Here is a 24,484-nt window from a genome sequence, read left to right as displayed (position 1 = left end):
TTCATCAGCCTCGCACTTTATCGCGCAAAGCCTGCTTTTCCTGCTCGCTGAGGAACGCCATTTTCAGGCCGTTTTCCTGTGCGGTGCGGATTTCAGCCGGCGTCAGCCCGGCCTGTGGTGCCGCTACCCGGTATTCGTGTTCGATCTCGATGCCCTGAACCGCCGGGTCATCGGTGTTGATCGAGGCCAGCACGCCGTGGCGCAGGAATTTCGCCAGCGGATGCTGGGCCAGAGAAGAGACGGTGCTGGTCTGAATATTGGAGGTCAGGCAGGATTCGATGCCGATGCCGTGTTCAGCCAGGAAGTCCATCAGCGCCGGATCCTCAATCGCTTTCACCCCGTGGCCGATACGCTCGGCACCCAGCTCGCGGATCGCCTGCCAGATGCTTTCCGGGCCTGCGGCTTCGCCCGCGTGCACGGTAATGCGCAAGCCGGCGTCGCGGGCACGGTTGAAGTGGCTGAGAAACAGGCTACCCGGGAAGCCCAGCTCGTCACCGGCCAGATCCAGCGCGGTAATGCCGTCGCGGTGCGCCAACAGGCCCTCCAGTTCTTGCAAACAGGCTGCTTCGCCAAAGGTACGGCTCATGATGCCGATCAGGCGGACATCGATGCCCCGATCGCGAACGCCGGAACGAATGCCGTCGATCACCGCTTCGACTACGCCAGCCACCGGCAGTTGGTGTTTCATCGCCATGTAATACGGCGAGAAGCGCAGCTCGGCATAGTGCAGGCCGGCATTGGCCGCGTCCTCTACGTTTTCGTAGGCAACCCGGCGGCAGGCATCCAGGTCGCCCAGCACCGCCACGCCCCAGTCCAGCTTTTGCAGAAAGCTGATCAGATCCGGTTCGGCATGGGTGATTTGCACGTGCGGGCGCAACGCTTCCAGCTCGTCAGCGGGCAGGGCCAGATTGAACTGACGGCCCAGATCGAGAATGGTTTGCGCACGGATGTTGCCGTCGAGATGACGGTGAATGTCGGTAAGCGGTAGGCGGGAGTCAATCATGATATGCACTCGTTATTTTGTTGTAGGTAAAGTGCATATCAGTATAAAAACAAAAGAATGAAAATTACCATTAGGTTGCATAAAAAAGTGATTTAAATCACATTAATTGCGAAGGGCGTCGCATTTTTGTGCAATGGCGGGAGAAGTTCCCGCGCTTGCCCTGGCTTGCAGTCGCGGAAAACATCAACCCGCCATCCGCTTGCCGACGTTATCGCCACCGATGCCGTACTCCGCCAGCGAGTCGACAATCCGGCCGATCTCCAGCGGCTGAGCTTGCTCAACCCGGATCACCGGGCCGATGGCCATCGGGGCGGCGCGTTCGGCCAGCGCCCGCAATTCAGGCAAATATTCTGTACCGGGGTGGCCTTTGGGCCGTTGCCCGATGCGCGAAGCATAGCGCTCTGCCGCCAGCTCGCCGGAAATCTGGTTCCACACTTCCAGAGGTTGCGTCACCCCGGCTTCGCGCAGGTAATGGCGCAACTGCTCTCTGGGCTGAAAGCCGAACCAGGCGTCGATAACGTAAGTGCAGCAGTCGGGGGCCTGCGCCACGATTGACCAAATGGCTTCATAAGCGGCGCAGCCAAGCCGCCGGTTCAGCCCCCGATCCACGTTGTCCAGCCGCGACATAAAAGGCTCCTTGATACCGTCGATGGCCAGATAAGGCAGGCCGAAATGCTGCGCCAAAGCCTGCGCGACGGTGCTTTTGCCGGAGGCAGGAACGCCATTGACCAGAATGACGGTTTTTCCGCTTGCCAGAGTCATAATATGTCCACCACCTCTTGCCATATTTTCGCCGCGCGGAGCTTGTCGAGCCGCTCTTTATTGTCCAGCAAATCGACAATGGCGCGAATGCCTTCTTCAATATGCCGGTTACTGTCGGTGGCGCCGAACAGAATGACGATATCGGCCTTTTCGCTGTCGCGAAAGGCGATGGGCTCCTCCAGCAACACCATGCTGAAGCAGTTTTTAATGACCCCGCACTCCGGCCGTGCGTGGGGGATGGCGATGCCTTCGTCAAACACGTAATAAGCGCCGTGGGCCAGCGTATTGCTGATCACCGCCTGATAATAAGAGGCGTGAATATAGCCGTTATCCACCAAGGGCTGCGCCGCCAGCGTAATGACCTTTTGCCAGTCCGTTTCCTTGATGCCGACCTGTATGGCGCCGGCCTCAATCAGCAGTTGTTTAATTGTCATCATGATCCCTCAGAGATTTTTCCTGATAATATTGCGCAGCTCGTCCATCTTGATAAAAACGGTATCGATATGTTGGCGATGGTGCCGGCTTTTGGCATAAATCTTTACTGCCCGATTATAGGCCAGCATTAATGCCTTATGGATTTCGCCGTCCGCCGGCGTTGCTGCCAACTGCCGTTCCAGTGTGTTAATTTCGGCTGCAATTTCATTGGCTTCATCATCGTAATTCGTGGCGGGCAAAGTTTCTTTTTCCCGCTGACGTTTCATAAAATTAAACATATATTCTCCAGTCTATACCTGCGCCTTTCACGCCGCAGCATGCAGCACCCTGCAATAACTGAGGATCCGGGACTAATAGTTAACCGCTTAACCGCGACTTGAAATGCACAGGGTATATATTAAGAACTAATGACAACCGTTATTTAAACAGACCGATCTTTTCCGTTAATACTTCGGTGACGGCATTATTGGCCGGGATCAGGAATTTCCGCACGCTGTCGTTCACTTTGCCTTTTTCAAATGTCTGCTTGCAGCGCCCAACCCATTGCACGTTCATCTCGGTGCCCACGTTGACCTTTTCAATGCCGCCGGCCACCGCGCGCCGCATGTCTTCATCGCTGACCCCGGTGCCGCCGTGCAATACCAGCGGGGTATGGGTGGCCTCGGTGATTTCCGCCAGGCGCTGGTGCTGGATATGCGCCTTACCGGTGTACAGCCCGTGGACGGTGCCGACCGACACGGCCAGCATATCGACCCCGGTTTCGTCTACAAAGCGCTTGGCGTCTTCTACGGTAGTAAAACAGATGTCCTCTTCCGCAACCGCCTTGCCGTCCTCCGAACCGCCGATGGCGCCCAGTTCAGCCTCCACCGAGACGTTACGCTGGCGGGCAATGTCGATCACCTTGCGGGTATTGGCGATATTCTCGTCCATATCAAGGTGCGAACCGTCATACATCACCGAACTGAAACCGGCATCAATCGCCGTCTCGATGGCGGCGATGTCCGAGCAGTGATCCAGATGCAGACAGGTGGGCACATCTTCGCTTGCCGCCAGCGAGCGCACCGAATCAACCAGCAGCCGGTAGCCCAGATATTCGGCGGTACCGGTGGAAATCTGGATCATCAGCGGGCTGTGGGTGGCCTTGGCCGCCCTGAAAAAGGCCGGCAGCATCTCCAGGCAATGAAGATTGAATGAGCCTATCGCCTTGAAGTCGCGGGCCTTGGCAACGGACAACAGCTCGTTGAAATTATAGAGTTTCATGGACTTTTCCCTCATGGTGTTTGGTTGACTTACCGTTAACGAACCACGCAATCAGCGTGACGAAGACAATGAACAGGGCGATGAACAGCCAGTTGCCCTGGAAGGCATGCCCCATCACCAGACCGCTGCTGATGACGTCGGAATCGCTGAAGGTCACGCCGACAAAACCGTAACTTTCCAGCATCGGCACCAGAATGGCCGGCAGGAAGGTGATGAACAGACCGTGAACCACGCCCCCGATCATCGCGCCGCGCCGCCCGCCAAGGGCGTTACCGAAAATGCCCGCGGTGCCGCCGGCGAAGAAGTTGGTGAGCAGGCCGGGCAGGATCATCGCCAGACCGAACATCGGGAAAACGATCATGCCGATGATCGAACCCAGGGTCGTGGCCAGGAAGCCGACAATCACCGCATTGGGCGCATAGGGGAACAACACCGGGCAATCCAGCGCCGGGCGGGCATCCGGCACGATGCGCATGGCAATGCCGCGAAACGCCGGCACCAGCTCATTCAGCAACAGACGCACGCCGCTGTAGAGGATAAACACGCCGGCGACGAACTGAATGGCCTGCATAAAGGAGTACATCAGGTAGTTCATCCCGCCGGCGTATTGGGCGATGAACTGTGGCCCGGCCGCCAGCGCAGGGATCAGGTACATCGGGATCATCACCACCGCCATCGACAGATAGGTGTCTTGCAGAAACTTGAAGTTGTCGGGCAGCTCCAGATCCTCGGTGGAACGCGAGCCTTTGCCGACCACCTTGGCGACCGCCGCCTGCACCAGATAACCGATGGTGCAGAAGTGCCCCAGCGCCACCTCGTCCGAGCCGGTGATTTTGCGCACTACCGGCTGCGCCAGCGCCGGCATCAACACCGCCATCACGCCGCCAAAGATCCCGCCGGTCAAAATCAGCGGCATCCCGGTCAACCCGGCTTTATAGCCGATCACCGCACCGATGGTGGCCATCCACAACAACGCCTGTCCGGTCAGGAAAATGTATTTGAACGGAGTGATGCGGGCGATGATGATATTCACGGCGAAAATCACCAGCAGGGTCATCGCCACTTCCGAACCCAGCTCGCGGTTGGCCAGGCCGGCAATGGCGGCGACGTCGGTGATATAACCGGTCATGCCGAAGCCGTGGGTGAAGATACTGTTCAGGTAGGTCAGGGCACCGACGATGATGTTGATGCCGGCCATCATGATCAGAAAGCCCAACAGCGTTTTGAACGTGCCTTCGGCGACCTTGCCGGTGGATTTTTTCTGCAGCAACAACCCCAGCATGGCGATAAAGGCAATCAGGATCGACGCCTGGCCCAGCAGATCTTTGACGATAAAATCGATCAGACTACTCATGATGGGGGTCCTTCATGTCGCGCTCTTTCAAAAAGGCCACAATCTTTTGCTCTATTTCCACTTTATCGGTGAGCCGGTGGAGAACAATGACCCGTTTTTTTTCTTCTTCGCTGGCATCGGCATTTAAAATATCGGCGAAGGTTTTTTGGGTAAGAATAATATCTGATTTAAAGGCGCTGGCCTCAGAGATCGTGGTGTGATCAATATCGGCTTCAATCTCCAGTTTTTTCAGCACCGCCTTTGCGCTCATTTCGATGGCAAAGCTGGAGCCGAGGCCGCAGCCACAAACACACAATATTTTAAGCATGGACATCTCCTCAGATTATATTTAACTGCCTGGCGAGTTTGTAATGGTGTCCTTCGGTGTCGACCAAACGTTTTTGCATGCTGATTAAATCAATCGGAATAGGTTGGTTGCCGGCATTAATAATGATTGCCTTGTTTTTCATTCCGGAATTAATACAGCGCACGACTTCGCTGGCCATCAGTGTTCCCTGATAGATCTCTTCGCAAGTGGGATCGCCATTGCGCAGGCCGTACCCCACGATGGTTTTGCGAATACGCACGCCAATCTTGGGTTCCAGCTGTTTAATCATGGTGTCGATCGCCCCCTGGAAACCTGGCGAGTACTCTTTGGTGTATCCTTCCGAACATAAAATGATAACGCTGTTTTGCCGCTCCAGCCGGTGGGTTATTTTTTCCGCCAATGCGTTCAAGGGATGTTGGCATTCTGGGATCAAGGCAAAGTCCGCATTGGATTTTATCGCCGATTGCAGCGTCAGTTCCCCGCAGTAACCCCCCAGCAGCTCAATCATAAATACGCGGCCCGGCAGGGCGCGCCCGGTATTTCTCAGTTTGGAGACCTCTTTTATCACCTGTTCGCAGGCGGTAGAAAAACCAATGCTGTAACAGCTGCCGAAAACGTCATTGTCGATGGTCATGCCAACGCCAAAACAGTTAACGCCAAACTCACTGAGCGTATTTAAAAACTGCAGCGAGCCGTCGCCGCCGGCCATAATAAGCACGTCAATGTGCAGCGCTTTAAGTTGCTTGCCGATAGTTTCATATTCGCTGGCGACCAGTTTCTTTGCCGTACGACCTGAAGAGATAATCGGCATCGATGAAATAGAGAAATCGACCAGCTCGCGCCTGGCGATGGAATGATATTGATTAGCCAGTAATCCCGGAATTCCACCGTTAAACAGAACGATATCTGCCTGCGCCAGCCTGGCGACCTGGAAAATAAAGTTGTTGATGCCGCTGACATCGCCACCGCTTATTACTACACCGATCTTCATATGCCTGCTCCCAGCCCGTTCCGTTGCAGCCATTGTTATTTTTGGCATCGGTAAAATTTGCAGGCGATATCACAAAACAATCACAAATATTTCCTTGGAACACATTGACAACGCTATCGATGGCGGTTTTTCTGTGAGGTTTATCTCGTTTTTGTTTTTGATGAGAAAAAGAGAAAGGGCGACTATTTATTGATAATCAATATGTTGCCGGTTGATTACTGTGGAATTTTTTATAAGGCGGGAAAATAGCGGATTGGGCCGGGATCAGTTTAATGAAATGTGATTACTCTCGCATTTTTTGTGGCAGTGAGACGAATATGTAAAATTAATATCCCTCAATACGCGGTCAGGATTAAATAGCTGCGCGCTAACACTAATAGTGCTACAGGTGAGGAGCATGCAGAGCGCCGACACGCCGTGAGTCCGTCCATGGAGGCTCGTATCGCGCTTATATGGACGCTCAACGGTCGGCTAACCTGCATGTTCCCCACCCGTCCCAAGCTTGGGGTGTCGCGGTATTAAACGCAGCCATTTAATAACCGCGTATTTATTAAGCGATTTATTTGGCCGCGCTGCTCAGGCTTTTATCACCGTGACCCCGGCCTGTTCCAGCGGGGCAATCAGCGCGGCGTCGGTCGCGCGTTCGACAATAATGCTCTGCGCCAGCGTGATGTCGCCAATCGCATACTGGGAGGCGGCGTTCAGCTTGGCGGCGGAGGCCAACACCACGGTTTCCGCCGCCCGTGCCGCCAGCGCGCGTTTGATGTAGGCCTCTTCGAGGTCGCCGGTGCTCAGCCCGGCGGTCGGGTGCACGCCCGTCACGCCCATAAAGTAAATATCGGCGCGGATGTGCGACATGGCTTCCACCGCGGCGGCACCCACGCTGACGATCGAGTGTTTATACAACCGCCCGCCGATCAGGATCACCTCCACTTTGGGGTGTTCAACCAACCCGACCGCCACGCTGGGGCTGTGAGTGACGATAGTCGCCTCCAGCGTGGGCGGCAGTTGTTTCACCAGCTCGGCGGAGGTGGTGCCGCCATCGATGATCACCACTTGCCCTGGAATGATCATCGCCGCTGCGGCTTTGGCTATCGCGCGCTTGGCGGCGGATTCCTGCCCGTTTCTTTCGGCAAAGGTGCCGATGGCGGGGGATACCGGCAGCGCGCCGCCGTGGACCCTTTGCAGCAGCCCTTCGCTGTCCAGCTCACGCAGATCGCGGCGGAGGGTGTCTTCGGACAGCCCGAACATTTCGCTAAGCTGTTTGGCCAGCACCTGTCCGTCCTGTGCCAGTTTTTCCAGAATGATTTTTTTGCGCTGACTGGTGAGCATCCGATTTCCCGTTAAATTTGCATTGCACGAAATATCTTGATCATACACGAAACTGCACGATAGTATCCAGTTCCTTTCCTGAGTTATGGAGTTGGCCACTATGATTGCGACTAAAGATCGGGTTCGTATCCTTGAAACCCGGGTGCTGTCCGATGACTGGTATCTGCTGAAAAAAACCACCTTCGATTTTTTACGCCGTGATGGCGTATGGCAACGGCAAAGCCGCGAAACCTACGATCGCGGTGACGGCGCGACCATTTTGCTGTTTAACCGGCAGGCGCAAAAGGTGGTGCTGACGCGCCAGTTCCGTTTTCCGGTGTTCGTCAACGGCCACGACGGCATGCTGATAGAGGCCGCCGCCGGCTTGCTGGACAATGCCTCGCCGGAGGAGCGCATTCGCGCAGAAGCGGAGGAAGAGACCGGCTATCGGGTGCAAAACGTGCAAAAGGTGTTCGAGGCCTATATGAGCCCCGGTTCAGTGACCGAAAAACTGCATTTCTTTGTCGGGGAATACACTGCCGGCAACCGGGTGAGCGAGGGCGGCGGGGTGGTGGCGGAAGGCGAAGACCTCGAGGTGATCGAGATGTCGTTGGCGGACGCTCTGCACGCCATCCGGCAAGGAATCATCGTAGATGCCAAAACCATTATGCTGCTGCAGTTTGTGGCGCTTAACCGTACCCTGGAGAATAACCAATGAATGCTCAATTGATTCTGATAGCCGGCCCATACCGCAGCGGCACCGATGGCGATCCGCAGCGCATTGCCGCTAACCTGCATCATTTGGAGCAGGCGGCGCTCGAGGTATATCGGCGCGGGCATGTGCCGGTGATTGGCGAATGGCTGGCGCTGCCGCTGGCGGCGGCGGCCGGTTCAACCCAATTGGGGGATGCGGTCAGCGAGGCGTTTCTCTATCCGGTGGCCCATCGGCTGATTGCCCAATGCCAGGCTATTTATCGCATTGAAGGTGCATCGACGGGAGCGGATAACGACGTATTGCTGGCCAATGAGCGCGGGTTGAGCGTCTATTACCGCCTCGACGATATCCCGCAGGTGAAATGAGCAGGGGGCGAACATGTTCGCCCTGAATGAACCGCATTGATAGCTGTAATGGCTCGCAATCTATGGATTTTCCTGCCTCCAAAATACCCGGATGATCATCTGAAGGTGACTGAAATACCCTACAGATGAGCAGCGGCGATAATCTGTGTGGCGCGTTCGGTTTTTTTGGTGGCAGACGATCGAGCCGCTGTTGCAGTTGCAACAGGGAGTCAACCGGGAATGAGGCAGAAAAACTGTCTCACCGTCTTGAAAACAGAATATCTCACGTTGTTGTGCAACGTGAGATCACAGGATGCTTACTGTTTATGAATGAAATTTAGTCATTCTCTTCGTCGAGAATTTCTTAGGTACCAAAATCTGCGGTCTAAGAAATAGTGAAATTATCTGATCGAAGTCTGCTTCTGTTCGGCTACCATAAACATTTTTTTGAGAACTTAATGAAAGTTCTTTTGTAGAATTAACAATTTTTAAGGCCAGCCCTTCCGGAAAGTCATCAATATGATATATCGTCTCAACTGCTTTCTCCGCGATGACCTCTTCACGCAATCTGTTGACATCAGCCATCTTAAATATTGCTGTCAGGCGTCCCTCGCTTGTTTGTCTTTCGTTAAAATTCAATGTATCATTGATAGCCAAATGGGCGTGTGGGAAATATTTGTCTTTCCTGGCCTCTGGCAAAGAGGTTTGATATTTGTATCTTCCAAATCTACTTATTTCTTTGCCTGAATAATCACCCACACCTAACGAAAAAAATACAAAATCATCAGTGCCTAGCTTTTCTATATCTGATTTTGTTGTGTTTCTCTGACTAAACTTCATGTTTCTTTTATAAAGCTCTTTCTTCGAATAAAGAACGCCATCAGGTACAGAAAGATCAGCGCCAGAGAAGTGAATGACATTATAGTTTAACTCCTTCATTCTTTCTATAAAATCATGAGCATCTTTCGTTAAGGGGTAATTTGGTTTTCTGAGCGCCTCAAGGTTGATGTTGCTTTGTTTTTTTATATTTTTCTCACTATTTATTAGTCCGTTCCATAAACTACCTTTCTTCATTCCTCGGTAACTATCGTTTGCTCTCTTTACTCGGAATAATTTCTTCAGGATGTTTAAGCTGAATAAGCCTGAGTCATCAACATTTATTATTGGATTGTTTTCCACCATTCTAAATAGATTTAACCCATCCACCGTACCTGCCGGATCCGCGCTCAGCCACCTACCTGCCCATGGCTGATAGTAGCGGTAACCATAGTAGTACAGCCCCGTCGTATCCCGTTCCTTGCCAGAGTAGCGCAGGGTCTTATAATCAGCCTCCACTGCGCTGCGTGCTACCCACATCGCCGTGCCGCCATACGGATAGTATTCCTCCATGCTGATGATGTTCCCGTCGCCGTCCAGCTCCAGTCCGCTGCTGCCGGTCAGGTTGTCATAGCTCCAGCGCAACTGATTGTTGTCGATGCCCTCCGGCACATCGTTCTCCCAGTGCAGCACCCGCACCTGCGCCCGGCCTGACTCACCCACCGTGATAACCTGCAGGCTTTCCTTTTCCGTATCGCCGGATGTTGTGCTGCGCAGCTCCAGCCCTGGCAGGTACACCACTTGCTGCGTCTGCATACTGTTGCCGGTTTTCTGCGCGCTGACCTTGAGGATGCGCTGGTTTCCACCATCATAGCGGTAGCTTTCGCTGTCGTCCGCACTTCTATCACGCACCACCGGCGTCACCATCCGCAGCTCATTACGCGGCGTCCAGGTCAGATACTGTCCCGGCAGCAACTGCGTCTGCTGCCCGCCTGCCGTGAACAGGCCCTCCACGTCTGACGGAGTTTCCGTCAGTTTGCTCGGCACACCCCGGTTGCTGCGGTCGCTTACCGTGATTTTCGTGGTGTAGCTGTTACTTGTGGCCGGGGCATTGTGGCTGATTTGCGTAAGGTTGCCAGCAGCATCGTAAGTGTAAGTCCGGGTATAACGAGTGTATGCAGAACTGTCAGTGGGAAAGGGGACAGTGGCGGGCGGTAAGCTGCTGCTCTGTTGACCTGCGTTGGCCATTTCGCGGCCGGTGGCGCTCACCAGCTGGTACAGGCTGTCGTAGGCGTACGTGCTCTCCGGCACCACTTTCTGGTTACGCCAGAAGCGGGTCTCTTCCGCATCGTTGCTGACCTTCAGCACATTACCCACCGGGTCATACTCATAGCGCAGGTCCTGCAGTACTTTTGCCCCGGAGGCATGACCTGCCGGGCGTTCTGTTTTCATCCCGGTCAGGCGCTGCGTCTGCGGCTCGTAGGTATAGGTAGTCACCACGCCGTTGCCGTGCTCCTCGCGCAGTTTCTGCCCGGCGGCGGAGTACGTCAGGGACTTAACGATAATCTGCTCCGTCCCGTCCTTCACCGTCAGCCAGTTGCCTGACAGCAGACCCGCCACGTCATAGGCCATGCGCTGCTGGTTACCTTTTGCATCCTTGGTGGTCAGCACCGCACCGGTGGCATCCGCCGTGGTCAGGGTGTGATATCCCTCATCGGCGAGCAGTTTATCCCACGCGGAAGCCCCCGCGCCCTGCCAGTCGGCCACCGTATCCGGGCTATCCAAATCCTTCAGCAGACGACGGGTGACGGAGAGCGGCACCCCGGTCAGCGCCAGACTGTCGGTCTGCACCAGACCGGCTGTGTCGTAGTGGCTGACGCACTGGCCCGCCAGGTTCAGCACTTTCTCCTTGTCAGTGTTACCGGCATAGACAAAGCGCTCCGTGATGCGGGCCGCCTCATCAGTAGCCTGCTCCGTGATACTCAGCAGACGCCCCGGCAGCGAAGCCTCCTCATACTGCCAACCGCGGGTCACGGCCTGACTTCTGTTCTCCGTACCGTCGTCAGCGGTACGGATATTGTTGACCGCCATGAACGGCCGTCCGGCTGCGTCATACAGGGTTACGGTTGTTCCGGCATCGACGCTGACGGTACGCAGAATGCTTCCGGCCTGGTCAGTCAGGTATGTGAGGTTCGCCAGCCCTGCGTCATGCAAGCGTGGGTCGGAGCTCTGTGTAAGAAATCCGCGGGCATCGTACTGGTGGCGAGTGATGCGCTCATTGGTGACGTCCGGCATATTGGGATGACGATGGTATGCGGTGTCGCGCACGGTCAGGCCACGGTTGTCGAGGACCGTAACCGTCGGGGTTTTACTGAACAGCGTTGTGTTCATGGGATTCTCCTGTTTATGTTGTGCAGCACAGAAATTCGTACAGCATTCAGAAGTATTGTGCCTGAGTGGATGGTTTCAAGGGGAGGCATTGAAGACTTACTCCCTCTATTGGCAGTTATTGTTAGTTCGGAACGATGGGTTGCGAGTCGGGCAAGATAAATGCGAGCTCATTGTCACTTAATGTGAGCCGGGAGTGTTTTCATTTGCAGTTAATGTGGGCCGAAACCGGCGCTGATTGCGAGCCGCCAGAGATAGCGATAGCGGGCGCAGCCTGCCGCGCCCTTTTCAGGGGAACCGCTGACGGCCTGGTCAACCCTCGGCGGCAGGCCGAACCGGCCCGGTCGACTAAACCTCGCCCAGAACAAACCTCAGCCCGCTAATCAGTTTATCCATGCCGGCCTCCACCTTGCTGCGCGGGCAACCGACGTTCAGCCGCAGGAAGCCGCGGCCCTCTTCGCCGTAAGTGAAACCCGGCATAATCGCGACCTTCTCGCGGTCGATCAGCACCTGTTGCAGTTGGCTGTCATCAATGCCCAGCGGGCGCAGATCGATCCAGGCCAGATAGGTGGCCTGCGGCGGCTGCCAGTCGAGCGCCGGGAACGCCTGGTTCAGCCGTTCGGCGACGTAGGTCAGGTTGTCTTGCAGATAATCGCGCAGCGCATCCAGCCAGGGTTCACCGTGGCGATAGGCGGCAATGTGCGCCACCACCGCCAACACCGCCGGTGAAGACAGCCCGTCACGGCTTTTCAGCAGTTGGGTGTAGGCGTCGCGAGCGGCATCGTCGCTGATAAACCCGTAGGCGCCGGTCAGCGCCGGAATATTGAAGGTTTTGGAGCCGGAGGTCAGCAGGGCCCAGGGCGTGGTCGCCACCTGGCTCCATGGCGTGTGGCGGCTCTCGCCCCAAACCATGTCCATATGGATCTCATCGCTGATCACCCGCACGTCATGGCGTTCGCACAGCTCGGCCATCTGCTGCAACTCTGCAACGCTCCACACCTTGCCGGTCGGGTTGTGCGGGCTGCACAACAACAGGATCCTGGTTTGCGGCCGCGCCAGCAGCGCTTCCAGGTGCGCCATATCGCACCGCCATTGGTTGCCGTCCTTGTGCAACGGGCAGGCCAACAGCTGGCGCTGATTACCGAGGATCACCTTATAAAAGGCGTCATAGGCCGGCGTGTGAGTGACCACGAATTCCCCCGGCGCTGACCACAGGCGGATCATCTGTGCTGCCATGTAGATCACCGAAGGACCGTAAACCGTCATCCCGGTGTCGATCGGCGTGTTGAAGCGTTGTTGATACCAGTGGCGCACCGCGCCGAGAAAATCCTCATGCTGCCAGCGGCTGTAGCCCAGCACGCCGTGCTGCAAGCGCTGTTGCAGCGCCTCGATAATGCAGGGGGCGGTAGCGAAATCCATATCGGAGATGGTGAACGGCAGCAGGTCATCGCTGCCAAAGCGGTCGGCAATGTAATCCCACTGCGTGCACCAGGTGCCGTGCCGATCGACCGGAGTAGAAAAATCAAACATGTGACGCTCCCTGCAGAGCGGCAGCAGGAAGCGCCGCCGCTATCAGTGAGTCTAATTCATCTTTCACCGATTGTACCTGCGGACCGATCACCACTTGCAGATTATGGTCATTGAGGTGCACCACGCCAATGGCGCGGTTGGCTTTCAGCGCCGCGTCATCCACCTTGCTGATGTCGCTGACCGACAGGCGCAGGCGGGTGATGCAGTTATCCAGCGAAACGATATTCTCGCTGCCGCCCAGCGCCGCCAAAATGGCCGGCACGTTATAACCGGATTTACCGACCACGCCCACCGGCGCACTTTGGCTGGTAGCGGTATCGCTCTCGCGGCCCGGCGTTTTGATGTTAAAGCGCTGGATGGAGATGCGGAAAATGGCGTAGTAGGCGGCAAACCAGATGGCGGCGACCATCGGCACCAGATACCACTTGGTGGCGGTGCCGTGCAGGATGCCGAACACCACGAAATCGATGATATTGCCGTCGGTGTTCCCGATGGTCACGCCCAGCAGCGCCATCACGGTGAAGCCCAGCCCGGTAAGAATGGCGTGGATGAAGTACAAGAAAGGCGCTACGAACAGGAACAGAAACTCGATCGGCTCGGTGGTGCCGCCGACCACGCAGGCCACCACACCGGAGATCAGCAGACCTTTGATTTTATGTCTGTTTTCTGGCTTTGCGCAGTGATACATCGCCAACGCCGCACCCGGCAGGCCGCCGAGGAATGCCGGCATTTTGCCCTGCGACAGGAAGCGGGTAGCGCTTTCGGCAAAGCCGGTGGTGGTTGGGCAGGAGAGTTGCGCCTGGAAAATGGTCAGAGCGCCGCTGACGCTGTGGCCGCAAACGTCCAGCGTGCCGCCCGCTTCGGTAAAGCGGATCAACGCCACCAGAATATGGTGCAAACCGAAGGGTAACAGCAGGCGTTCGCCGGTGCCGAAAATCATCGGACCAAAAGCGCCCGCGCCGTTGATCACCCAACCGAGGCCGTTGATGCCGGCGGCGAACCAGGGCCAAATCAACGGAATAATCAGCCCGCACAGGCCCAGCACCAGGGTGGTGACGATCGGCACAAAGCGGGTGCCGCCGAAGAACGCCAGCGCATCCGGCAGGCGGATGGTATTGAAACGCTCATGCAGCAGATAAACGATAATGCCGACGATCACCGCGCCCAAAATGCCGGTGTCGATTGACTGGATACCGAGGATGTTCTGGATGTTATTGGCTTTTAACACCAGCGGGTCGGTGGTGGGCAGAATGCCGGTAGTGGTCAGATAAAAATTGGTGGCCAGGTTGAGCACGGCAAAACCGACAAAGCCGGAGAACGCGGCGACGCCTTTGTTTTCACGCGCCATACCCAGCGGAATGGCGATGGCGAACATCACCGGCAAGAAGCTAAAGGCAAAAGAGCCCATCTTGTTCATCCAGGTGAACAGCAACTGGAAGGCGGGGTGGCCGATAAAAGGCAGCAGAGTGATGACATCGCGGCTGCTCAGCGAACTGCCGATCCCCAGCATGATGCCGCAAAAAGACAGCAAGGCGACGGGCAGCATGAATGTCTTGCCCAGGCTCTGGAAAAACTCCCAGAGCGTTATTTTTTGTTTTTTAGATGCTGGCATGACCGGCGGCTCCTGGCGAAAAACGTGCAAAAGTGATGGGTACCCCTGTTAGGTAAAAATAAGATAAAACGTTTTACCTAGCAAAAATGCGCCGCTAATCACAATTATGGCCGGTGCTTTGCGGTGACAATGGTTCCGCCAGTAAAACGTTTTACCGAACAAAGAGGTTCGGTATACCATGGCTTCAGAGACAGGCCCTATGGCTTTCAGGCTGCAGCGTTTGCACAATATGCCCAGGATCGGGCTTGCAGGGGTTATGACCATCAAAAAGATCACCATCACCGATGTCGCGCAGCAGGCCGGCGTCTCCGTCACTACCGTTTCACTGGTGCTGAGCGGCAAGGGCCGTATTTCGGCCACTACCGTGGCGCGGGTCAATCAGGCGATCGAACGGCTGGGTTATGTGCGCAACCGCCAGGCGGCGACGTTACGTGGCGGTGAATCAGGCGTGATAGGGCTGATCCTGCGCGATATCTGCGACCCTTTTTATGCCGAAATGACAGCGGGCCTGAGTGAGGTGCTGGAGGCGCACGGCAAAGTGCTGTTCCTCACCCAGAGCGGCCGCGACGGCAAAGGGCTGATGCGCTGTTTTGACACCCTGCTGGAGCACGGCGTCGACGGTATGGTGCTGGCGGGCGGTATGCGTTCGGCGGCGGGCCTGAAGGAAAGGGCCGCTGAGCAAGGCGTTCCCCTGGTGTGCGCCGCGCGTTCGAACGGGCTGGAAGGGGTCGACGTGGTGCGCCCGGACAATATGCAGGCGGCCAAGATGGCCACGGAATTCCTGATCAAACGCGGCCACAGCCAAATTGCTTATCTGGGCGGCCAGAGCAGCTCACTGACCCGTGCGGAACGGTTGGGGGGATTTTGCGCCACGCTGGTGCAGTATGGCCTGCCTTTCCGCGCCGAATGGATTGTCGAATGCGATGGCCATCAGCGGGCAGCGGCGGAGGCGGCGGAAAACCTGCTGCGCCAATACCCGAACATCAGCGCGCTGGTGTGTCACAAGGCGTCGGTGGCGTTGGGCGCTTATTTCGGCATTGTGCGCAGCGGGCGCAGCATAGGTTCGGAAGGCGTGGACACCTATTATGGCCAACAGGTGGCGCTGATTGGCTTTGGCGACGTGCCCGAAGCCGAACTGACCGAACCGCCGCTGACTCTGGTGTCCAGTTCGGCATTGGAGGTTGGGCGCAGCGCGGCTTCACGCTTGTTGCAGCGGATTGGCGACGCCGGGCTGCCGACGCAAAACGTCATTCTGCCGCCGCGACTGATCAAGCGCGGTTCTGCCTAAGCCTGTTCTTGCCGGGCCTGCTGTTGCAGCCAACCTTCGAAGGCTTTCATCGCCGGGGTCATTGCGCGGGATTTCAGCCGGGTCAGCCAATAGCCGCCCAGGTTCGCTTCGGCGGCAAAGGGGCGCACCAACAGCCCGCCCTGCAACTCCCGGGCGAACATACTGGCGGGAGCCAGCGCCACACCGCCGCAGTTTATCGCCCCCTCGACCATCAATCTCGACGCATCGAACACCGGGCCGTTAATGCGCCAGGGGGCGATCTGCGCGGCGGCAAACCAATGTTCCCATTCATCCTTGCGGTAACTGCGCATCAGCAGCTCGTTTTTAAGATCTTCCGGTGAACGCAGCCGCACGGCGACCGACGGCGGGCACAATACCGTCAACGGGGCGTCAAACAGCTTGATATTGCAGGTCGCGGGCCACAGACCCTCGCCGAAGCGAATGGCGAAATCCATGCCGTCCGCCGACAGATTAACCAGGTTGTTGTTGGTCAAGATGCGCAGATCGATAAACGGGTGGGCCTCCCTGAACGACGCCAGCCGCGGCATCAGCCAGCCGACCGCAAAGGTACCGACCACCGCAATAGTCAGTACCTCATGAAAATGGCCTCCTTCAAACTGCTGCAGTATCGACTCGATACGGTCAAAGGATTCGGTCAACACCGGCAGCAGCGCCTGGCCTTCTTCGGTAAGATCCAGACCGCGCGGCAGGCGCTTGAACAGCACAATGCCCAGCTGTTCTTCCAGCATTCGCACCTGCTGGCTGACGGCGGCCTGGGTCACGCTCAGTTCCAGCCCGGCGCGGGTAAAGTTAAGGTGACGGGCGGAGGATTCAAAAGCACGCAGTGCGTTCAGCGGCAGTCGGTTACGCATAACAACCTATAAGTTTTTCTTTTGGCTGGGGGAATTTATTATCGCTTGTCAGACGGGGGATAAACACCGATATTTTGCGCACTCGTTGCGGTTATCCTGCGACGAGCCAAGGAATAATCGATGCCCGTACCTTTCAGGCCGCAGCGTTGTTGGCTGCAACGTGAAATTCACCGGGTATAATCACTCAAGGATAGGGTTACGCCGACTGACAAAAAATCTATTGGCGGCAGCCCTTCAACAAAATGAGCTTGTTATCATGAAGAGAACCCATAAGCTGGCGGTGGCGTTGCTGACCGCTCTGGCGATACCGGCAGGCCATGCCGCAGATAAAACCGACATCGATGCCATCATTCAACCGCTGATGCAGAAATACGGCGTGCCGGGCATGGCGATCGCGGTATCGGTGGAAGGGAAACAGCAGTTTTATCATTATGGCGTGGCGTCCAAACAGACCGGCAAACCCATCACCAACCAGACGCTGTTTGAAATCGGCTCACTGAGCAAAACCTTCACCGCCACGCTGGCGGCCTATGCCAACGATGAGGGCAAACTGTCGTTCGCCGAACCGGCCAGTCGTTACTTGCCGGAGCTGCGCGGCAGCGCGTTTGACCATGTCAGCCTGCTGAATCTGGCGACTCACACCTCCGGGCTGCCGCTGTTTGTGCCGGACGAGGTGACCAACGATGCGCAGTTGATGGCCTATTACAAGCAATGGCAGCCATCGCAACCGGCAGGCAGCACCCGCGTTTATTCCAATCTGGGTATCGGCATGCTGGGGATGATCACGGCCAAAAGCCTGAACCAGCCCTTTGCTCAGGCGATGGAGCAACGCTTGTTCCCGGCGCTGGGGCTGACGCACAGCTACATTAACGTGCCGACCGGCCAAATGGCGAATTACGCCCAGGGCTACAACAAAAAAGACCAGCCGGTGCGGGTCACTCCGGGGCCGCTGGATGCCGAATCCTACGGCGTGAAATCCAATGCGCAGGATCTTATCCGCTACCTCGAGGCCAATATGCAGGTCGCGAAGGTGGGGGACAAATGGCGCAAGGCGCTGGACGAAACCCATACCGGCTATTACCGTGCGGGGGTATTCACCCAGGATCTGATGTGGGAAAGCTATCCTTATCCGGTGGAGCCGGCGCGCCTGACGGAGGGCAACAATGCCGGGATGATCATGAACGGCACGCCGGCCACTGCCATCACTCCGCCGCAACGGGAACAGGGTGCGGCCTGGTTCAATAAAACCGGCTCGACCGGCGGCTTCTCTACCTACGCGGTGTTTTTGCCCAAGCAAAAGATTGCCGTGGTGATGCTGGCCAACAAATGGTTCCCGAATGACGATCGGGTGGCGGCCACTTACCACATCGTGCAGGCATTGGAAAAACACTAGGTCGCAGCCTCAGGGCGCCGTAATGGCGCTCTGGGGCATATCCTGCAACGCCTGCTTCTCGCGCATAAAATCAATAAATACCCGCAGCTTGAGCGGCATATGACGGCTGGCAGGGAAATAGATGAAAAAACCGGGCGAATCGCCGGCGTAATCCGCCAATACTTCCACCAGTTGCCCGCTTTCCAGTTCGCGCTGCACCGTACCGCGAAAACGCTGGGTAATGCCCAGCCCCGCCAGCGCGGCGTCTTTTATCAGCCGATCCTCATTGAAAATCAGGCTACCGCCGACCTCCAGCGTCAGGTGCCCGCCATCCTGCCTGAAATACCAGGACTCAAATTTGCCGCTGCCGGGGAAACGGTAGCGCAGGCAATTATGCTCGCTCAGTGCCGCCGGCGTTAGCGGTACGCCGTGCTGCGCGAGATAGCCGGGAGAGGCGATCACCACCCGTCGCTGGCCGTTATCGATCGGCACCGCAATCATGTCTTTCTGCAACATCGCACGCATACGGATGCCGGCATCGAAGCTGCCGAGCACCAGATCGGAAAAATGGTCGTCGGTAAACAGCTCAAGCTGTACTTCGGGATAACGTGCCTGAAACTCCGCCAGATAAGGCATCACCAACAGGGACGCGGCCAGTTGCGGCAAGGTAATGCGCAGCAGGCCGGAAGGTTGCCCGCGCAGGGTGCGGAGATCGTCCGCCGCCACGTCGATTTGGCTCATGGCCGGCGCCACCCGCCGGTAAAAAATCTTCCCTTCGTCACTCAGCCGTACCGAACGACTGGTGCGATTGAACAGCCTGACGCCCAGCCGCGTTTCCAGTGCCTGAATGTTTTGCGACACCGCCGGTGGCGTAACACCCAACTGGTTGGCCGCCTGGGTAAAGCTACCCAGCCGGGCGACGGCTTCGAAGAACGGCAGCAGCTGTAACAGTGAACTCATCGATTGCTAACCCCTGCTTAATGATTCGTTAAGTAACCCGGTATTTAATTTTATAATAGACGGGATAGACTGATTCTATTCCTTCAAAGAGAACAACAAAACATGTCGACAGCGAATCAGTCATTAGCAGAAAGAGTGCAGGCGGTCAGCCAAAGGGCGATCGACGAAGGGCGCCTGGTGGGCAGCGTGGTGCTGGTGGCGCAACGGGGTGAACTGGTTTATGCCGGGGCTGCCGGTTATGCCGACCGTGAATTGCAGCGGCCAATGCGGCGTGAAACGCAGTTCCGCCTGTCGTCGGTGTCCAAGCCTTATATCACGCTGGCGGCGATGCGCATGATCGAACAACAAAAACTGAGCCTGGACGATGCGGTAAGTCGCTGGCTGCCGTGGTTCACCCCGGCATTGGCCGACGGTCGCCGCCCGGAGATTAAAATCCGTCATCTGCTGAGCCACACCGCAGGGCTGGATTACCGTATGAATCAGCCCGCAGAGGGCCCCTATCAGCGGTTGGGCGTTAAAGATGGCCTTGAGCTGTCGTCACTGACGCTGGAGCAGAATTTGCAGTTGCTGGCGCAGGCGGAGCTGTTGGCCGAACCCGGCAGCGCATTTAATTATTCACTGGCGATCGACGTGCTGGGTGCGGTGCTGGAGCAGGCGGCAGACGAACCTTTGCCGCAGTTGTTCAACCGATGGGTGGCGCAGCCGTTGGGGCTGGGCAACACCGGTTTTTACGCCGCCGATCCCGACAATCTGGCGACGGCCTATTACAACAACGCCGCACGCCCGGAGCCGATGCACGACGGCCTGCTGTTGACGCTGCCGGAAGGTTTTGGTTTTGACGTCGAATTCGCCCCTTCGCGCGCTTTTGATCGCCAGGCGTACCCGTCCGCCGGTGCCGGAATGGTCGGTGACGCCGACGATGTACTGCGACTGGTGGAGACGCTACGCACTGGCGGTGAGGGCATTTTGCAGCCGGCGACCGTGGCGCTGATGCGCCAGCCGCACGTTGGGGCTGAAGCCGAGGTTCAGGGGCCGGGCTGGGGGTTTGGTTTTGGCGGCGCGGTACTGGCAGACGCGCAACTGGCGGCCACGCCGCAGCATAACGGTACCCTGCAATGGGGCGGTGTGTATGGCCACAGCTGGTTCTACGATCCGCAGGCGGCGCTAAGCGTGGTGGCGTTGACCAACACGGCGTTCGAAGGGATGTGCGGGCTGTATCCGCAGCAGATCCGCGATGCGGTGTATGGGATTGGGGAATAAAACCGGGGCTCCGTACAGGAGCCCCGGGGAACAACGATTTATTGCTTACTGCGCCGGTGCCGGAGCGGCGTCCTGAGCCGGTGCGCCTTCCTCTGCCGGTGCGGCCAACAGGCCGAACATGCCGATGAACTCTTGCAGCGTCATTTTGTTGCCGTTCAGTTCAACCTGGTTGTCGGCGTAATGGAAGCTGCTGCCAATCACGTCGTCTTTCAGGGTGGTCAGTTTGAACATCTGGCCCATCGCCGCCAGCCCCTGAACCTGTTGCTGCGCCAGTTTTTGCGCTTCTTCCGCGCTATAGCCTTGCAGCAGCGCCGTCTGTGAGGTGGTTTCGGTAGCCATTGCGACCGGAATGCTCAGGCTGGCGTCCAGTTTTTTCACCGAACGAGCAATCAACTGGTCCGGAGATTGTGCCGGGGAGCCGGCCTGCGCCGGATCGGTCAGGTCCAGATTCAGGGTAAAGGTACTTTCACCCTTGCTGTTTTTCCAGCTCAGCGGTGCGATGCTGATGTTCGGGTTGCCTTTCAGCAACAGCGGCAGGTTTTGCAGCAAGATATCGGTGGTTTGCTGCTGGTAAGCGACCGGATCGACGGGTTGGCCCTGTTGCAGCATCGCCAGCGCTTGCTGGTTGTAACGGTCGGCAAACTCTTTCAGCGACTTGGCGTCCAGTTTGTCGATTTTCAGCGACAGCTTGCCGGAGCCGAAGTCGCTGTTCTGGATCTTCAGCGCATCCATGGTGTAATCGATCTGGCCGTTCAGATTATTGTCTTTCTCGCCGAATTTGCTCGCCAGGTTAAAGCCGTCCAGCGTCAGGGTATCTTTGCCGTCAACGGCAATCTTGACCTGCTTCACCGCCATGTTCTGATTGCCGAGGCTGAGATCGAACTGGCCGGCATGGGTCTGGCTCTTCAGCGTAGCGCCCTGCAAGGTAACCTGTTCGGTTTGGCCGAATTGATTCGGGCCGCTGATCACGGCGCTGTCGCTGCTGGCGTCCAGGGTGAAGGCTTTCATATCGCGCGAGACATCGGCATTGATGGTTGCGCCGCTGAACTTCAGCGCCGATTTGTCTTTGGCGTATTCCAGCGGGATCACGTCGATGGCAGACGAGGTGTCGCCGCTGTATGAAATGCGCGAGTCGGCGGTGAACAGCGACTTGCCTTTGGTAATGTCAAACAGGCCTTTGGTTGCCGGGGTGTTTTCCAGCTCGGTATGCACCGAAGCCATGCTTGGCAACAGATTGAATTTTTTCAGCTGGGCGAACGGGAAAGGGCCGTGATCGATGGTTTCCAGGAACGCCACTTCGTCGCCGGGCTTCAGTGCGGCATCGTCGGTGGTGACGCTGCCGTCGGCGCGCAGCACGTAACGGATTTTGCTGCTGAAAATGCCGCGCTGGTAATTTTCATAACCCAGTTTGACACCGGCTTTCGGCAGGTAGGCTTTCAGTTGGCTGTTGGCGTTGTCAACCACTTCACCCATCCGTTGTTCGATCAGTTTGCCGGTGTACCAGGAAGCCCCGGTCCATGCCGCGCCAAGAACCACAATGACGCTGACAGCGACTAACGATTTTTTCATAGTTCTGTTCATCCTTTATTAAGCCATCTGTTGCAAACAGATGGATGGGCAAATTTGGGCCAACAAAAAAACGCCCGCAGGCGTTTAATTGTGAAGGTAACCCACTCTTTTTAGCAACTAATTTGCTGAAATTTACCGAGTGACTACGACAACAGATTATAAACGCGCGCGATTCGGCCTGAACCGCTAACGCTGACCGGGGACTCGAAAGCACCGATAAAGCAGGACTCGCCCGGCTTCAGCGCCAGTTGTAGGCCCTGTTTTTCCAGTACCGCTTCGCCGTCAACGCAGAACACGATGGCTGCGCTGTTTTGAGCCAGCGTTTGCGGTGCGGCGGAGAGATCGTGCAGCGAGAAGGCAAAATCCTCTACCGGGATCGGGAAGAACAGCTCATCGCCGCGTTTTTCCGGCTGGGTCAACAGGCCGGAAACCGGTTGAGGACGGAACTGCAGGTTGGCCAGCAATTCAGGAATATCGATAAACTTGGGCGTCAGACCGGCGCGCAGCACGTTGTCCGAGTTGGCCATGACTTCCAGCGCCACACCTTTGAGGTACGCATGCGGTGTTTCGGCGTACAGGAACATCGCTTCGCCCGGCTTGAGTTGCACCACATTCAGCAGCAGCGGCGAGAACAGGCCGCTGTCGTCCGGGTAGAAGCCGGCGATAAAGCGCAAAGTATCCCAGGGTTCGCCTTGTTGGTTGTTCAGTGCGGCTTTCAGCACCCCGAGCGCCAGTGATTTCTGGTCGCCGCTCATCGCCAGCAGGCTGGCAAACAGCGTTGACAGGTGCGCAACGTCCGGCTGTTGCAGGAAGGCGGCGATATCATGATGCGCGCCGGCAATCGGCTGCAGCAGAGAAACAATGTCGGACAGCTCGCGGAAGCCGTTCATCGCCAGGAAAGGCGTCAGCGCAAACACCAGCTCCGGTTTGTGGTTAGGGTCTTTATAATTGCGCTCGGCCGCATCCAGCGGAACGCCGGCGGCGTTTTCTTTGGCAAAACCTGCAACGGCGGCGGACTTGCTTGGGTGCACCTGGATCGACAGCGGCTGATCGGCGCACAGTACTTTAAACAGGAACGGCAGTTCGCCAAAGCGGCGGGCAACGTCGACGCCCAGCTGTTTGGGTTGGTCTTCATCAATGACGTCGCGCAGTGAGCGCAAATTGCCGTTGGCATCCGCCACGCTGGAGCTGCTCTTCGGGTGAGCGCCCATCCACAGCTCCGCCATCGGTTTCCCCTGCGGGTTGGCGATGTCATACAGCCGGGTTAAGGCGTCGTGACTGCCCCATGCGTAGTTTTGCACTGCGTTGGTCATTTTTTGCATCTTGATAAACATCCTTTGCGTTCGCCGCCACGGTGGCGGGGAGTAGCTGACTGATTTATACGGCTAAAACAAGCAGACCCTGTGCGCCCATCATACGCTTATCCGACGGCGCCAAATCAGGTGCGCGATCAAACAATAGGGCACCTGTGCCCGGCAGGGGGAAATAATCTCTGCGGCACGCTGTTGTTCGGCATTCGCAAAGTATAACGTGATAGCAATAAGCGTCACAAATGCCTCTGGAGTTCCGACGAGGTTGCGGTTGAGTAAAAAAACGGCAAAAAGGGATTATGAATGGCATGTTGCATCGGCAGGTTTTACTCAGGTTATTAATAGAAAATCAAAAATGTCATTTTGGCGTTATTTCATCTCGCTCTATTTCAATGTGTAAATGCTGAAGTAAATTATTACTCGCTGAATATTTATATCATCATTATGGTGTTTTTTATTGGCAACCACACAAAGGGTTTAAATCGAAGAACCGCATCGCTATACAGTGAACGCAATTAAATGAACTCTTGGAATATCGCTATTTTAAAGCTGAGGCGCTGATGAAAAAATTATTACTGGTTTTGATTATGTGCACTTCCGGTGCCCATGCGGCTGTCGTTGTTACCCATGCCTATGGTTATGGTGTTCGTCGTCCGGTGGTTGTGGTGCCGCGGCCGGTGGTCGTTGCTCCGGCGCCGGTTGTGGTCTCTGTGGCACCGACGGTAATTCACCCCGTTGCGGCAGCCGCCACTGCGGTTGGCGTCGGGGTTTATCGCCACAATGAACGGCAGGATGCTTATGATGAAATCAATCATCTGCAGGATGAAAGGATTAATGCCTACAATCAGCATCGACATTAACTCACTCGCAACAGAGTAGCGGAAATAGCTGCGCCAAGCGTCTGATGACGTTTTTATTGTATTGGCACATTAATGAAGAGCAGGCGGAGCACCGAGATCAACGGGGAGAAAATAATAGCCATACGCTAAAAAAGGCAATGTAGAAAAATGCTGTGGGGCAACTCT

22 protein-coding genes and 1 pseudogene are annotated in these 24,484 nt (G+C 56.5%); 6 read left to right on the top strand and 17 right to left on the bottom strand.

What is annotated here, in order from left to right; translation table 11 throughout:
- Nucleotides 1-4: 4 nt before the first annotated feature.
- The 9 genes from add to D4100_RS02990 form a co-directional block, all read right to left on the bottom strand.
- Entirely contained in the window at nt 5-1,003 is a 999-nt protein-coding gene (gene add / locus D4100_RS03030; protein WP_065506237.1) for an adenosine deaminase, read from the bottom strand.
- Between the two features lie 183 nt (nt 1,004-1,186).
- On the bottom strand, nt 1,187-1,765 hold the full coding sequence (locus D4100_RS03025) for a P-loop nucleotide/nucleoside kinase family protein (RefSeq protein WP_119803033.1): 579 nt from the start codon (nt 1,763-1,765) through the stop codon (nt 1,187-1,189).
- A complete protein-coding gene (locus D4100_RS03020) occupies nt 1,762-2,199 on the bottom strand; it encodes a PTS sugar transporter subunit IIA (protein WP_065506832.1) in 438 nt (145 codons plus the stop codon). Before D4100_RS03020 ends, D4100_RS03025 begins: the two co-directional genes overlap by 4 nt.
- Nucleotides 2,200-2,208: 9 nt before the next feature.
- Nucleotides 2,209-2,478, bottom strand: a complete 270-nt coding sequence (locus D4100_RS03015; RefSeq protein WP_119803031.1) for a hypothetical protein — start codon at nt 2,476-2,478, stop codon at nt 2,209-2,211.
- 139 nt (nt 2,479-2,617) lie between these two features.
- The gene (locus D4100_RS03010; RefSeq protein WP_065506240.1) at nt 2,618-3,460 is read right to left on the bottom strand and encodes a class II fructose-bisphosphate aldolase; all 843 of its coding nucleotides are present in this window, start codon (nt 3,458-3,460) and stop codon (nt 2,618-2,620) included.
- On the bottom strand, nt 3,447-4,814 hold the full coding sequence (locus tag D4100_RS03005; protein ID WP_119803029.1) for a PTS sugar transporter subunit IIC: 1,368 nt from the start codon (nt 4,812-4,814) through the stop codon (nt 3,447-3,449). The genes D4100_RS03010 and D4100_RS03005 overlap by 14 nt, the downstream gene beginning before the upstream one ends.
- The gene (locus tag D4100_RS03000) at nt 4,807-5,121 is read right to left on the bottom strand and encodes a PTS sugar transporter subunit IIB (protein WP_065506242.1); all 315 of its coding nucleotides are present in this window, start codon (nt 5,119-5,121) and stop codon (nt 4,807-4,809) included. The genes D4100_RS03005 and D4100_RS03000 overlap by 8 nt, the downstream gene beginning before the upstream one ends.
- Nucleotides 5,122-5,131: 10 nt before the next feature.
- Nucleotides 5,132-6,112 (bottom strand): 6-phosphofructokinase, encoded by a 981-nt coding sequence (locus D4100_RS02995; protein ID WP_065506243.1) that lies wholly within the window; start codon nt 6,110-6,112, stop codon nt 5,132-5,134.
- Between the two features lie 576 nt (nt 6,113-6,688).
- On the bottom strand, nt 6,689-7,444 hold the full coding sequence (locus D4100_RS02990; RefSeq protein WP_065506244.1) for a DeoR/GlpR family DNA-binding transcription regulator: 756 nt from the start codon (nt 7,442-7,444) through the stop codon (nt 6,689-6,691).
- 100 nt (nt 7,445-7,544) lie between these two features.
- On the opposite strand from D4100_RS02990, the gene D4100_RS02985 reads away from it, so the two are divergent.
- Together D4100_RS02985 and D4100_RS02980 are read left to right on the top strand one after the other, a co-directional pair.
- The gene (locus tag D4100_RS02985) at nt 7,545-8,141 is read left to right on the top strand and encodes an NUDIX domain-containing protein (protein WP_119803027.1); all 597 of its coding nucleotides are present in this window, start codon (nt 7,545-7,547) and stop codon (nt 8,139-8,141) included.
- Entirely contained in the window at nt 8,138-8,503 is a 366-nt protein-coding gene (locus tag D4100_RS02980) for an NUDIX hydrolase (RefSeq protein ID WP_119803026.1), read from the top strand. The genes D4100_RS02985 and D4100_RS02980 overlap by 4 nt, the downstream gene beginning before the upstream one ends.
- Before the next feature lie 122 nt (nt 8,504-8,625).
- Here D4100_RS02980 and D4100_RS26055 read toward each other — a convergent pair.
- The 4 genes and pseudogenes from D4100_RS26055 to malX form a co-directional block, all read right to left on the bottom strand.
- Nucleotides 8,626-8,708: pseudogene (locus D4100_RS26055) on the bottom strand (hypothetical protein); the annotation flags it as partial.
- A 98-nt stretch (nt 8,709-8,806) separates the two neighbouring features.
- Nucleotides 8,807-11,689 (bottom strand): RHS repeat protein, encoded by a 2,883-nt coding sequence (locus D4100_RS02970; protein ID WP_119803024.1) that lies wholly within the window; start codon nt 11,687-11,689, stop codon nt 8,807-8,809.
- 345 nt (nt 11,690-12,034) lie between these two features.
- Nucleotides 12,035-13,216 carry a MalY/PatB family protein gene (locus D4100_RS02965; protein ID WP_065506247.1) on the bottom strand — a complete coding sequence of 394 codons (1,182 nt, stop codon included), beginning with the start codon at nt 13,214-13,216 and terminating at the stop codon, nt 12,035-12,037.
- On the bottom strand, nt 13,209-14,828 hold the full coding sequence (gene malX, locus D4100_RS02960; RefSeq protein WP_119803022.1) for a maltose/glucose-specific PTS transporter subunit IIBC: 1,620 nt from the start codon (nt 14,826-14,828) through the stop codon (nt 13,209-13,211). The genes D4100_RS02965 and malX overlap by 8 nt, the downstream gene beginning before the upstream one ends.
- Before the next feature lie 256 nt (nt 14,829-15,084).
- Here malX and D4100_RS02950 point away from each other — a divergent pair, with 256 nt between their 5' ends.
- Entirely contained in the window at nt 15,085-16,116 is a 1,032-nt protein-coding gene (locus tag D4100_RS02950) for a Mal regulon transcriptional regulator MalI (protein ID WP_119803018.1), read from the top strand.
- Here the strand turns inward: D4100_RS02950 and D4100_RS02945 are convergent.
- On the bottom strand, nt 16,113-16,988 hold the full coding sequence (locus D4100_RS02945) for a LysR family transcriptional regulator (RefSeq protein WP_119803016.1): 876 nt from the start codon (nt 16,986-16,988) through the stop codon (nt 16,113-16,115). The two genes, D4100_RS02950 and D4100_RS02945, sit on opposite strands and share 4 nt — an antisense overlap.
- Before the next feature lie 256 nt (nt 16,989-17,244).
- On the opposite strand from D4100_RS02945, the gene ampC reads away from it, so the two are divergent.
- Entirely contained in the window at nt 17,245-18,381 is a 1,137-nt protein-coding gene (gene ampC, locus D4100_RS02940; RefSeq protein ID WP_119803014.1) for a class C beta-lactamase, read from the top strand.
- 9 nt (nt 18,382-18,390) lie between these two features.
- Here the strand turns inward: ampC and D4100_RS02935 are convergent, their stop codons facing one another.
- Nucleotides 18,391-19,320 carry a LysR family transcriptional regulator gene (locus D4100_RS02935; protein WP_119803012.1) on the bottom strand — a complete coding sequence of 310 codons (930 nt, stop codon included), beginning with the start codon at nt 19,318-19,320 and terminating at the stop codon, nt 18,391-18,393.
- 102 nt (nt 19,321-19,422) lie between these two features.
- On the opposite strand from D4100_RS02935, the gene D4100_RS02930 reads away from it, so the two are divergent.
- Nucleotides 19,423-20,580 (top strand): serine hydrolase domain-containing protein, encoded by a 1,158-nt coding sequence (locus D4100_RS02930; protein ID WP_119803010.1) that lies wholly within the window; start codon nt 19,423-19,425, stop codon nt 20,578-20,580.
- 45 nt (nt 20,581-20,625) lie between these two features.
- Here D4100_RS02930 and D4100_RS02925 read toward each other — a convergent pair whose 3' ends face one another.
- Both D4100_RS02925 and manA read right to left on the bottom strand, forming a co-directional pair.
- Nucleotides 20,626-22,149 (bottom strand): YdgA family protein, encoded by a 1,524-nt coding sequence (locus tag D4100_RS02925; RefSeq protein ID WP_065506256.1) that lies wholly within the window; start codon nt 22,147-22,149, stop codon nt 20,626-20,628.
- A 143-nt stretch (nt 22,150-22,292) separates the two neighbouring features.
- The gene (manA, locus tag D4100_RS02920; RefSeq protein WP_065506257.1) at nt 22,293-23,471 is read right to left on the bottom strand and encodes a mannose-6-phosphate isomerase; all 1,179 of its coding nucleotides are present in this window, start codon (nt 23,469-23,471) and stop codon (nt 22,293-22,295) included.
- Nucleotides 23,472-24,019: 548 nt separating this feature from the next.
- On the opposite strand from manA, the gene D4100_RS02915 reads away from it, so the two are divergent.
- The gene (locus D4100_RS02915) at nt 24,020-24,319 is read left to right on the top strand and encodes a hypothetical protein (protein WP_065506833.1); all 300 of its coding nucleotides are present in this window, start codon (nt 24,020-24,022) and stop codon (nt 24,317-24,319) included.
- The last annotated feature ends 165 nt before the right edge of the window (nt 24,320-24,484 follow it).

The sequence above is a fragment of the Serratia inhibens genome, from assembly GCF_003591175.1.
Taxonomy (GTDB): domain Bacteria; phylum Pseudomonadota; class Gammaproteobacteria; order Enterobacterales; family Enterobacteriaceae; genus Serratia; species Serratia inhibens.
Note: the sequence above shows the minus strand (reverse complement) of the source record. Positions and strands in the feature narration are given on the sequence as shown.